Origin of the sequence: Nostoc sp., from assembly GCF_036917275.1 — a bacterium.
Classification (GTDB): Bacteria; Cyanobacteriota; Cyanobacteriia; order Cyanobacteriales; family Nostocaceae; genus Nostoc.
In genome coordinates this window covers 63,609-75,178 of record NZ_JBALDF010000064.1, presented here as the reverse complement: position 1 = coordinate 75,178, position 11,570 = coordinate 63,609, and the positions used below count along the sequence as shown (strand labels likewise).

Annotated in this window: 9 protein-coding genes and 1 pseudogene; all 10 read right to left on the bottom strand. The window is 42.1% G+C overall.

Annotated elements, in window-relative coordinates:
• Window positions 1-129, bottom strand: a pseudogene (locus V7K35_RS29820) (hypothetical protein); the annotation flags it as partial.
• A gap of 93 nt (window positions 130-222) precedes the next feature.
• Window positions 223-411, bottom strand: coding sequence for a hypothetical protein (locus tag V7K35_RS25555; RefSeq protein ID WP_335082817.1), 189 nt, complete (start codon window positions 409-411; stop codon window positions 223-225).
• A gap of 195 nt (window positions 412-606) precedes the next feature.
• Window positions 607-1,440 carry an indole-3-glycerol phosphate synthase TrpC gene (gene trpC / locus V7K35_RS25550; protein ID WP_335082815.1) on the bottom strand — a complete coding sequence of 278 codons (834 nt, stop codon included), beginning with the start codon at window positions 1,438-1,440 and terminating at the stop codon, window positions 607-609.
• Between the two features lie 229 nt (window positions 1,441-1,669).
• A complete protein-coding gene (locus tag V7K35_RS25545) occupies window positions 1,670-3,889 on the bottom strand; it encodes an anthranilate synthase (RefSeq protein ID WP_335082813.1) in 2,220 nt (739 codons plus the stop codon).
• Window positions 3,890-4,320: 431 nt separating this feature from the next.
• Window positions 4,321-5,517 (bottom strand): 3-dehydroquinate synthase, encoded by a 1,197-nt coding sequence (locus tag V7K35_RS25540; RefSeq protein WP_335082811.1) that lies wholly within the window; start codon window positions 5,515-5,517, stop codon window positions 4,321-4,323.
• Window positions 5,511-6,158 (bottom strand): DsbA family oxidoreductase, encoded by a 648-nt coding sequence (locus tag V7K35_RS25535; protein ID WP_335082809.1) that lies wholly within the window; start codon window positions 6,156-6,158, stop codon window positions 5,511-5,513. Before V7K35_RS25535 ends, V7K35_RS25540 begins: the two co-directional genes overlap by 7 nt.
• Window positions 6,159-6,170: 12 nt before the next feature.
• Window positions 6,171-7,271, bottom strand: coding sequence for a bifunctional chorismate mutase/prephenate dehydrogenase (gene tyrA, locus V7K35_RS25530; RefSeq protein ID WP_335082807.1), 1,101 nt, complete (start codon window positions 7,269-7,271; stop codon window positions 6,171-6,173).
• 18 nt (window positions 7,272-7,289) lie between these two features.
• Window positions 7,290-8,579, bottom strand: coding sequence for a glycosyltransferase family 4 protein (locus V7K35_RS25525; protein WP_335082805.1), 1,290 nt, complete (start codon window positions 8,577-8,579; stop codon window positions 7,290-7,292).
• Between the two features lie 157 nt (window positions 8,580-8,736).
• The gene (gene scyF, locus V7K35_RS25520) at window positions 8,737-9,933 is read right to left on the bottom strand and encodes a scytonemin biosynthesis PEP-CTERM protein ScyF (protein WP_335082803.1); all 1,197 of its coding nucleotides are present in this window, start codon (window positions 9,931-9,933) and stop codon (window positions 8,737-8,739) included.
• 174 nt (window positions 9,934-10,107) lie between these two features.
• Complete coding sequence (locus tag V7K35_RS25515; RefSeq protein WP_335082801.1) at window positions 10,108-11,484, bottom strand: ScyD/ScyE family protein; 1,377 nt, start codon at window positions 11,482-11,484, stop codon at window positions 10,108-10,110.
• Between the last annotated feature and the right edge of the window lie 86 nt (window positions 11,485-11,570).

Below are 11,570 nucleotides of genomic sequence, written 5' to 3'. Positions count from 1 at the left end.
TTTAGCTCCGTCAACGAGTCTTTTAGCTCCGTCAACGAGTCTTTTAGCTCCGTCAACGAGTCTTTTAGCTCCGTCAACGAGTCTTTTAGCTCCGTTAACGAGTCTTTTAACTCCGTCAACGAGTATCAAAGCTTCCTTTTTTTAGATTGGAGATTCTAGCAATAGATAATGGTTTACAGAAAGACACAAATTAAGCATGAGCGATAAATCATAAACGTTGACTCATACAACCTGTACAGCAATTTTACCGCGTACACCCTCACCGCCTTCCTCAAACGTTTTGTGCGCTTGTTCCACCTGGTTCACGGAGGTACCATAAACCTTGACTAAAACTTCGTTGTTCTCTGGTGTTGGTTTATCCACTTCACTTTCTGCAAAGATTTCTGGACTTCCGAAGTTTGTGATCACCATCGCTTTCATACAATTGCCTCAAAGCAAAATCAGGAACAAGGAAAGGGTTAAGGGGGAAGGGAAAAGGGAAGAATTATTTTCTATGCTCCTTTAAATGTCCCCTTTACCCAGCTTCAGCGAGAAGCCTATTTTTAGCAAAGAGCCACTCAACCGCCTTAGAAAGGCTTACTCTCATTCCCTCCTTTTTAAGGAGGGTTAGGGAGGATCAAGTCTTAGCAAAGTACGCACTGCTTGTTCTACATCGCTTTGTTTAACTAAAGATTCTCCGATCAAAACTGCACGCGCACCAGCCTCAGCGACAAGAGATAAATCAGCAGGTGTATACAATCCAGATTCGCTGACGACGGTGATATCCAAGCTTTGTAATTTTTGTTGGCGCTGTGCTAAGAGTTGCTGTGTTGTTCCTAAATCAAGGGTAAAATCTTCTAAATTGCGATTGTTGATTCCTACTAAACGTAAGTCATCAAGCTTTAGCACTCGATCCAGTTCAGCCAAGGTATGGACTTCCACCAGTGCATTCATGCCTAAATCATGAATCACTCGCAAAAAAGTCTGAAGTTCTTGATCTGATAAGATAGCGGCAATTAACAAGACTGCATCTGCACCCGCTATCCGTGCTAAATAGATTTGATAGCGGTCAATGATGAACTCTTTGCACAGTAAAGGTAATGCTACTTGCGATCGCACATTAGCAAGATTGTCAAAACTACCCTGAAAAAACTTATGGTCAGTCAGGACTGATAAACAAGCTGCACCACCTCGTTCATAAGCTTGAGCAACAGCTACTGCGTCAAAATCTGCGCGGATAATCCCCCGGCTAGGTGATGCTTTTTTAACCTCGGCAATTAAGCTAGGTTGATTGGGATTTTCTTGCAAAGCAGTCAAGAAATTTCGCACAGTTGGGGCTGCCTTTAACTGTTGTCGCAAGGAAGCTAAAGACAGTTCTTGCTGCATTTGTGCAACTTCTTGCCTTTTATACAACACAATTTCTTCAAGAATATGGCGCGGAGGGGCAACTCGGTTAATCATAAACTGCTAGGGGAATGGGGAGTGGCAGGAAATGGGGAAATAACTAATTATTCTCGTTATTCTCGTTCCCAGATTCCATCTAGGAATGCATTCTGTGCAGGCTCTGCCTATTCGGTACGACTAAAAACACTCTTAAAATCATAGGCAAAAAATGCGTCTAGTTATGAGGCAAAGCCTCAAGGATGGCATTCCCATGCAGAGCATGGGAACGAGGCGAGGCAACTCTTGACTAATGACCAATAACTAATGATTCTTTGGTTTGCGTATATGCACGCACCACATTTTTAATGATTTCCAGACCAACTTCTCCCGCAATAGTCATGATTGATTCTGGATGAAACTGAACGGCGGCGATGGGAAGTGTCTGATGTTCAATGCCCATAATTACGTCGTCATCAGACATCGCTGTTACTTTCAGTTCTTTTGGCAAACGTTCCGGTAGGGCAAACAATGAGTGATATCTACCGACTGTAAAGGATTCTGGTAAATTGTTGAAGGTAACAGAATTTGAATCAGTGACGAAAATCCGTGAGGATTTACCGTGTTGAGGGTAGTTGAGAACTCCCAATTCTCCATCAAAAGCTTCAACAATGCCTTGCAGTCCTAGACAAACTCCGAAAATAGGAATTTTGCGATGAAGAAGGGCACCGACAGTCTGTGGAACCCGAAAATCACTTGGTCTACCAGGGCCAGGAGATAAAACAACTAAGTCAGGGCGTTCTGTATCGAATAACGATTCCGAAAAACCATGACGGAGTGTGGTAACACTTGCACCAGTTTGGCGAATGTAATTGGCTAGGGTATGAACAAATGAGTCTTCATAGTCTATTAATAAGATGCGTTTGCCAGGTTTTACAGTGCCAGATTCTACACTTGGGATGCGTTTATTTAATTTTATAGAACTAGACTGATCAATTTTCTGACTAGTTTGCTTAACACGACGAATCGTCTCAAATAAAGCAGCACCTTTAGTAATTGTTTCTTGTTCTTCTGCTTGTGGTATGGAGTCATAAAGGACAGTAGCACCAACTCGCACTTCAGCGATGCAGTCTTTTAATCGGATTGTCCGCAGAATTAATCCAGTATTTAAATTCCCATTGAAATTTAAATAGCCAACTGCTCCACCATACCAACGTCGAGCGCTACGTTCATGCTGTTCAATAAAATCTATTGCGGCTCTTTTGGGTGCGCCGGTGACTGTAACTGCCCAAGTATGGCTCAAGAATGCATCTAAAGCATCAAATTGCGATCGCAGTGTCCCCTCAACATGGTCTACTGTATGAATTAAGTGGCTATATAATTCAATTTGGCGACGACCAATCACTTGTACTGAGCCAGGTTCACAGATTCGGGATTTGTCATTGCGATCGACATCAGTACACATCGTCAACTCAGCTTCGTCTTTGTGGGAGTTGAGTAAATGACGAATTTGCACCGCATCATCAAGAGCATTTTGTCCCCGGCTAATAGTACCACTAATTGGACAGGTTTCTACCCGCTTTCCTTCAACTCGCACAAACATTTCTGGAGATGCGCCAATTAGATATTCTCCACCTAGATTAAAAATAAATCCATAAGGACTAGGATTTATTTCTTTTAAAGTTTCAAATAACTTGCTGGGTTGGTCTTCATAGCTTTCAAAAAAGTTTTGACTAGGAACAACTTCAAATAAATCGCCTCGGCGGAAATAATCGAGTGCAACCTCAACTTTTTTGGCATATTCCCCTACCTTATGGTCAGCAGTTTGATTCGGGAGAAGATGTTTTCCACGATAATCTATAGACTCACCTGTTCGAGGAAGATTATTAGTGCTGCCATGCACTGTTTCAAATTCATATTGTAAACGAAATGCGCGTTGCTGATAATAGTCAACAACTATTAATTCATCTGGCAGATAAAGCACTAAATCACGTTGATCTGTAGGACGTTCCAGACGTTGGGTAATTGGTTCAAACTGAAAAACTAAGTCATAACCAAACGCACCATACAATCCTAAATGCTCGTCTTCTTCACTAGTAAAAGTATATAGAATTTCCCGGATAACAGTGAATGTTGAAGGTTGTTTACTACGTTCTTCTTCAGCAAATAATGTTTTGGTAGGTTTAACAAAGCCTACGATCTGGTTATTATCTTGGGTGATTTTCTCAATTTTTTCTGACTGGGATAAGCGCTTTAAGAGGAATGGTAAAAGGACTTGGCCGCGTTCATTCAACGCTATCAAAATAAAAGTATTCTGCTGTGTAGTCAATTCCAATGGTGGATTGACAAATCCAATCGCCCATCTTTTGTATCTCCCTGGATATTCGTAGCTGCTCCTTAGCAAGCCTCCACGCTGAGAATTTAAGTGGAACAGAACATCTTCTAGGGCAGTGTCCATCTTAACTTCTGTCATGGAGCGATAAACACTTACACCACCAAAGGTTTTGTAGCAATAGGAATCAGAAATCATGAGTAACTTCTCTGGAGTATTTATTAATTAGTCATTCTTTGAGATAAATCATTATTACTTATTTATAAATAATAAAGTTAGATGATTTTATTTGCATGTAACTCAATTTTTTTAATCCGCCAATTATTCGTAAAAAATATAAGTAAAGTTTTGTGTCTTATTTAAGAGTACTAGATATCAAGCAGACAATACATTGAATAATTTTTCGATTGGGTGTCAATTTATTCGCTTTTTATACTGTTTTTCTAGTACTTTTCCTAACAACGCTATTTAAAAGTCTTCGCCTCCCTCAAAAGTAGTAGATGCTCTCACAAGTTGGTAGCAAAAAAATTGCCTCACATCAAACCTCTGGATTACTCAGCTACCCTGCGGGAAGGCGAAGTGCCTATACATTTAAAATTCAACCCGTGAATTCGCCACGAAAAAGAACCCTAAAACTTCCGCAACAGCGATATTGCTTGCCTGTACAAAAACAAATCCGCCTCGTGAACTTCAATTCCTTTTCCAATGCGTTGTAACAGCGTTAAAGTCAATTCTCCACCCAAGTGTTCGCGGAACTCGGTTAAACCCCGGAACAGACAATGAGGATGTTCCAGTTGTGATAACTTCTCATCCATTTCTGGCACATACAACGTGAAACCCAACGCCAACAAAGTATTTAATATGCGTTGCCATTCTGAACTATCCAGGAGTCCTAAAAGATGAGAATAGGTGCTATCTAAAGCAATACCGATCGCAACTGCTTCGCCATGACGCAAACGATAATTTGTCAAATGCTCCAGTTTATGAGCCGCCCAGTGTCCAAAATCCAGGGGACGAGACGAACCCATCTCAAAAGGATCGCCGCTATTGGCAATATGTTCTAGATGTAACTGAGCGCAACGATAGATGATCTCTTGCATAGTGTCCATGTCTCGCTGCACAAGGGCTGCGGTATGGAAATGGATAAAATGAAAAAAGTTAGCATCCTTAATCAGCGCCACTTTGATTGCTTCTGCAATCCCAGAACGCCAATCGCGATCGTCTAGGGTTGTCAAAAAGGCAGAATCATTTACAACTGCATAAGGTGGCGCAAATGTACCCAGAAAGTTCTTTTTACCAAAGGCATTGATGCCGTTTTTGACTCCAACCCCGGAATCATTTTGCGCTAACACCGTTGTCGGAATGCGAATGACGCGAATTCCCCGGTGAGCAGTTGCAGCAGCATATCCTACCAAATCCAACACAGCCCCACCCCCGATCGCTAATATGTAGGAGTGGCGACATAATCCGGCTGCTTCAATCTGTTGGTGGATTTGCTCTAGCAAAGTGGGATCATTTTTGGCAGCTTCTCCTCCCGAAATTATCATTGGTTGAGCTGCGATCGCTAGTACCTCTGCATAAAACTTGGTATATGCTACTAATTGCTTAACCAATTCAGGTTGATACTGCAATATTCCTGCGTCTACCACTGCAACTACTTTCTTGGGCTTTGTCTCCCCATCCGCTGTAATCACTTGCGCTAGCGTCGGGTTTTTCAACTCAAATAAATTTTGGGTGAAGTAAACCTCGTAGTTGAAAGTAACTGAAACACGTTGATGAATTGGTTGCAGATTGAATCTACTTTTTTGCTTAATCTCAACTACCATATTTTTGCTGATCTATCTATAAGTGCGGCACGATTCAAAGCTTGAAGGAACATTTCTACCGAGTGAGAACCATTTATCTTGACTTTGTTATTGATGATAAAGAACGGCACACTGTTGATGCCATTCGGTCGAGCAAATGCTGATTCAGCCACAAAGGCTTTAACCGCAGCATCATCATTTAATTGCAGCCATAATTCCCTATAATCCATTTTGTAAGCTGTACCTATGGTAATTAGAACGTCAATATCTCCGATGTTCAAACCGTTTTCAAAGTAAGCTTTATAAATGGCTTCTACGACATCATTTTTTACGTTTGCTGGTGCGAGTGTAATCAGTCTATGAGAAAGCTTAGTATTGACAGCCAAACGGATTTTGTCAAAATATAGCTTGACTCCAGCTGCTTCACCTGCACGTCGCGTAGAATCAAACAGATGTTGCAGTTCTTCCGCTTTGATACCTTTTCTATTTCGCATAAAGCTGTAAAATTCGTACCCGTCAGCAGGAACAGCATTGTCGAGAATAAAAGGATGCCAGCGAATATCTACTTCTTTTTCTTGCCATTGTGCCAGTGCATCAAACAGATTCTTTATTCCAATTCTGCACCAGGGACAAACAGGATCATGAAAGATGTCTATCAGCATATTTTTTGTTCCTTAGATGCTAATATTTGTCTGCATCTGTGGTTTAAAATCTGGTTGCAGAGACGTTTTAGCCGTTGTTTTTAAAGGCTGTACCAAAGGATTAATTTTATCTTCAAAAAAGCTTTGAGTATTTTCAAATTCTTGAATTAATGCGTCTCTATCTTTCTTATACACCAGTTTCGCTAAACGGCTGTAAGTATTAGCTAAAGACTTAATTGCATCACACCTCTCTTCTGTAGCTAACATAATATCAACACATAAGTGAGGATTTTGAGAAAACAAACGTTTAACAATGTCAATTTCTTGACGGTAGTTAGGAGTTGACATTGTTAGACTTTGCTCTATGTCAACTCTTGTTTTTGCTAAGAAAACACCAAGACTAAATCTACAAAAATGCTGCGTTGCTTGAATAATCACCATCATTTGATCATGTTCTTCAGGCGTGCAAACAATCAACTCCCCACCTTGACTTTTAAGAAAGTTTAAGAACCATTGAAATGAATCATCGTTTCGACCTGGACACACTACCACTTTTTGTCCTAAAAACGATTTTATATTTGGCCCAAACATTGGATGTAAACCCATAACTGGGCCTGGATGGTGTTCGAGCATTGCCTGAGTTGGCTGAGTCTTTACACTCGTGATGTCACACAAAGCTGTATTTGGGGCAAGGTATTTAGCTGTACGCTTGATAACATCAACTGTAGATTCAATAGGAACGCTTACTAATACTAATTCTGCCTGACTTAACAGTTTATCTGCATACTCCCAATCTTCATGTTCGAGAACACTAACATTGTGACCTACTTGCTGAAGCTGCTCTTTAAATAATCTTCCCATCCTGCCACGTCCACCGATGATGGTAATTTGTCGGGGGCTAAGATGATTTGTTGTACATTTAGGGATTATAGTTGCATAACAACTATTTATTATACTTGCCCAAACAGACTCAGGAATACCAGCTTCAGCCAGTAGGGGAGCCACACCAGCCAGTTGTTCATCTAAAGAAGGAAATTCTGATGCTGCTAATAATGATAGGCGATCGCTCAGTAAGGCGATCAAGCTTTGGTCAGTTTTTTTAAGCTGATCTGAATAAGAGGATTTCAAAGGCATTTTTGCTGTCCCCAATTTTCAAATATCAACAAGTGATTCTTTAGAACTCATTTCGGGCAAGATATCCAAAGTTGTTGCTCCTTTGGCAATCACATCAGAAAATAACTCTTCATACCGATCTAATGCTTGCTCAAAGGAATAGTTTTCTACCGCAAACTTTCTTCCTCTACGCCCTAATTGCGCTGCTAATTCCGGCTGATTATATAAATCCAATACCGCTGCAGCCAACGCATCTGCTGACTCTGGCTCAACGATAATGCCACCGTCACTTTCTCGAATAGCTTTGGCAGCAGTCCCAGTGGCGGGAACTGAAGCCACAATTGGGCGACCACTGGCTAACAGTAGTGGTATTTTAGAAGGCATATTGAAGGAAATCACATTGCGCTTTTGCACAATCAACCCGACATCTGTGGCTGCTAACATTTTTGGTAGTTTTTCTCGCGGTTGCAATGGTAAAAGCAAAACGTTATCTGCTCCACAAGCAAGACAATGTTTTTGCAACCTTTCGAGAGCTTGGGATTCGCCAGCTATGACAAAGACAATTTCTTTTAGATGACGCAAGTGAGCTGCTGCTTCTATTACTGTTTCCAAACCTTGCGTCAGAGCAATATTACCTGAGTAAAGTACTACAAATTTACCATCGAGTTTATGGGTAGCTCTCCAAGAATTTTTATCCTTCGGTAAAGGGCGGATAAAATTTAGATTCACCCAATTGGGAATGCAGGCAATTTTATTAGCAGGTACACCTTTATTTATTAAATTATCTACAAAGCCATCGGCAATCACGCTAACAGTATGTGCAGTTCGGTAGGCAAATTTTTCTAGCGCTTCCAGAGCTAGAATCATCAACTTATTTTTAATTAGCCCAACACGCACGGCAGCTTCTGGGAGGATATCTTGCACATTCAGCACTACTGGGCAGTTATATAGCCAACCTATTAAGGTTGCGGGTAAGTAAACTAATAGTGGCGGTACTGTTGAGAGAATTACATCAGGTCGTTCGCCCTTGAGCGCTTGTGGCAAACTCGTAAAGACAAAGCTCAACTCTAAGAGTAGCCGATCTATAAGGTTAGGTTTAGACTTAATCCGCAGGTAACTACGCTGAATTCTGACACCATTTTTTTGTTCAGTAACGTATAACTTACCCCGATACCCATCGTAAATCTGACGCTGAGGATAGTTAGGCATACCTGTGATTACCCGTACTTGGTGCCCTCGCTTTACTAGCCCTTCTGCTAGTTCAGTCATCAAAGGTGCAATACCAATTGGTTCTGGATGATAGTTGTATGAATAAATCAGAATGTGCATGAGCTATTAATGTCCTGGAAGCACCTTGATAATGTTGGCTTTGTTGTGTTACCCAGTTTTTATTTCCCTTGTTTTGAAAATTTCTTAGGGGAGCCAATAGGGTGCGTTACGCTTCGCGGTAACACACCCTACGAAACTGTTACTCAAGCATCAAAACTCAGCACTGTTTTTGCAGTTCCTTCTCTAAACTGAAGACTGGCTTTTGTTGCCCACGTTTCTTCAACGTAACGGTAGCAGCCCCAAATCCAAGCAATGCTAAACCCAATATTGAACTAGGTTCAGGTACTTGAGTTATGCCCTCTACATTTAACACTTGGACGCGACCTTGGAAGAAATCGCCTACATAAAGCTTGCCATCTTTGAGGCTTGTGCCACCCGTCCAGTTAAATCTGCCTGGAGTGAGGTCGAGGGGATTACCAAAAGGAGGACCAGTTAATGCTGGAGGGGGGACTGGTTTGCCTGATGCATCTAGGGCTGGTTGACCGTAAGAAGTCAAGAATTTACCGTTTTTATCAAATACCTGAACGCGGCTGTTGATAGAATCAGCTACATAAACATTTTCTTGGTCGTCGACTTCGATGCCAATTGGCTGAAGAAGCTGTCCAGGGCCGCTACCTGCTGAACCAAATGTGTACAGAGGTTTTCCATTTGGATCGAGTACTTTAACGCGGTTGTTATACTGGTCAGCTAGAAAGATATTTCCACTGACTGGGGAAATTCTTATACCTGCTACACCTTGAGTTTCTCCAAGTCCAGTGCCCACAGTGCCACCAATGACACCAATTTGCTTTCCGTCAGGTGTGAATTTAAGAATTCTTTCGCCGTTAAAATCACCTGCGTAAACGTTGCCAGCTTTGTCAAATGTCACACCAGATGGTCCAAAGAAAATCCTACCTGGTATGAGACCGGTAAATTCTCCATTTGCGAAGGATCTAATAAATTTACCCTGAGAATCGAATTGATTGATGCGGTTGTTGTAAACATCACCTGCATACAAATCCCCTGTTACGGGATTAAAGTCTACAGTTGTTGGTTCGTCAAACTGTCCGGGTCCTGTACCGCCGGAACCAATTGCTCCAATATACTGACCGCTGGGACTAAATTTTTCAATTTTGTCACCGAGGTTGTAGTTAGGAGTACCATCCGGGTTAACACCGCGTCCGTTAGATACAAGGGTATTTCCTTGGCTATCCACCGTTATGCCTTGGGGAACAAACAGTTGCCCAGGGCCGAAGCCAGGACTGCCGATACTTCTGTCGAAAGTTAATGTTACAGCCTTGGCTTGGACTGCTGTTGCCAGCACCATGAATCCAGTACCGAGAATGCCGATTGACAAATTTTTGACTAATCCCATGAGTTTTAAGTCCTGGTTGTATGGGTTATACTCTTTCCTAGACTAATTTTGTTCCCAGTCCCAGTTTGGGAACCCGGTAATTTAGGCTGCTGCCTCTTGTTTGAAATGCAACTTTCTGTGTGAGGCAGCAGCCTATTTTGTAAGCTTTCCCTGGCTCTGTCAGGGAAAGAGGAATTAGACAGTCTCTGCTTTAGCTAGCAACTCTTCACCCAACTTTTCTTGGCGTTTGCGCTTGGCGCGAGCAGCAGTTGCCCCTACACCAGCAAGTGCTAATAAGCCAACTATTGAACCAGGCTCGGGGACTACTTGTGTAACAATACCATCCACCCGAACAACCTCCCCTCGTCCTTTGCCGACACCCTGATTGGTAATATAAATCTTGCCATCAGGGCCAATAGTAATTCCATCAGCCGAATCTAGCCCTTGACCGGCTGCAACAAGTGTTGTGCGAGTGCCATTAGGAGCAACTTCGATCAGAGAACCAGGTAGATCTGTGATGTCACCCCCTAACTGGGACTTGTCGCTGAACTGTAAAACCAGCAAATTGCCTTTCTTATCAAAGGTTAGGTCTGTGATGTGCGTAAACCCATCCAGAAAAACTTCTGGTTTGAGATCATCGCCAATGCGGAAAATCCGTGATTTACCTGCTGGATAAGGAAAACCCGTATATTCACCAACGTATAAAGCTCCATCGGGACCAATTGTGCCACCTGTGGGTACTGATTGAATTGCTGTTTTTCCTCCTGGAAGCTGCTCTAATAGCCCAGGAGGTAATTTTAATCCTGGTGGTAAGTCGGAGTTACTAATGACGTTTTTAGGAATTGCGATCGCCTCAGACTTACTTCCGTCAAGTTTAATTTTATAAGCAGCGTTCCCGCCCCCGTCAACGACGTAAGCATTATCGCCATTAATAGTCAGGTCATAGGGATTGGTAACTACATCCCCTTTGTCTGGATTTTTGGTGATTTCATACTTGGCAAAGTCAAAAATACTGTTGAGAGCTCCCGTCTTCAAGTCAACTTTGTACAGTTGTGCTAAAAGCGGGCTATTCAGTACTTTATTGGCTGTTGATGGCGGGAAACTACCAAGTTGATTTTGTGGGATAGGGGATTGAGTACCTAGTTTAAATGTTTCTAGATCACGGTTTCCTGGATAACCAGCATACCCAGTCAGAAGATAAGCATTCCCTTTGGAGTCGAATTTTATGTCTTCAATACCGGCCCCTTGATTGCCTGTAGGTTGTTCTGCTAGAGACTCAAAGTTATTAAGTAGATGCTGTTTGGTGCCGTCTGGTAAAACTTTGACGAGTGAACTAGTGTTACCAGCACAGATAGGCTGAAACAGCGTACTTGGAGATGGTTGGCAATTTCCGTTTCCTCCGATACCTGGCTCTGCTACGTAGAGACTGCCGTCAGGGCCAAAGTTAACACCCCGTGCATTACTGATTCCATCGACAATTGTCGTTAGGGTTGCAGCTTGTGCAGATAGTGTTCCACAAATAGCGGTAAAACAAAATGTAACAGATGTAAGAGCAAATGACTTGAGTTTCATACCTTTGGAGATTGAGAATTAAGTAATTTGTTTGTGGAAACTTTTATGGTTCTAAAGACAACGAATCCCGGTTTTTGAGAAACGCA

Bases quoted from the DNA above. Each gene is read 5' to 3' on its own strand.
- V7K35_RS25515 (WP_335082801.1), bottom strand. From the start codon at position 11,484: ATGAAACTCAAGTCATTTGCTCTTACATCTGTTACATTTTGTTTTACC.
- V7K35_RS25545 (WP_335082813.1), bottom strand. From the start codon at position 3,889: ATGATTTCTGATTCCTATTGCTACAAAACCTTTGGTGGTGTAAGTGTT.
- tyrA (WP_335082807.1), bottom strand. From the start codon at position 7,271: ATGCCTTTGAAATCCTCTTATTCAGATCAGCTTAAAAAAACTGACCAA.
- V7K35_RS25540 (WP_335082811.1), bottom strand. From the start codon at position 5,517: ATGGTAGTTGAGATTAAGCAAAAAAGTAGATTCAATCTGCAACCAATT.
- V7K35_RS25555 (WP_335082817.1), bottom strand. From the start codon at position 411: ATGGTGATCACAAACTTCGGAAGTCCAGAAATCTTTGCAGAAAGTGAA.
- scyF (WP_335082803.1), bottom strand. From the start codon at position 9,933: ATGGGATTAGTCAAAAATTTGTCAATCGGCATTCTCGGTACTGGATTC.
- trpC (WP_335082815.1), bottom strand. From the start codon at position 1,440: ATGATTAACCGAGTTGCCCCTCCGCGCCATATTCTTGAAGAAATTGTG.
- V7K35_RS25525 (WP_335082805.1), bottom strand. From the start codon at position 8,579: ATGCACATTCTGATTTATTCATACAACTATCATCCAGAACCAATTGGT.
- V7K35_RS25535 (WP_335082809.1), bottom strand. From the start codon at position 6,158: ATGCTGATAGACATCTTTCATGATCCTGTTTGTCCCTGGTGCAGAATT.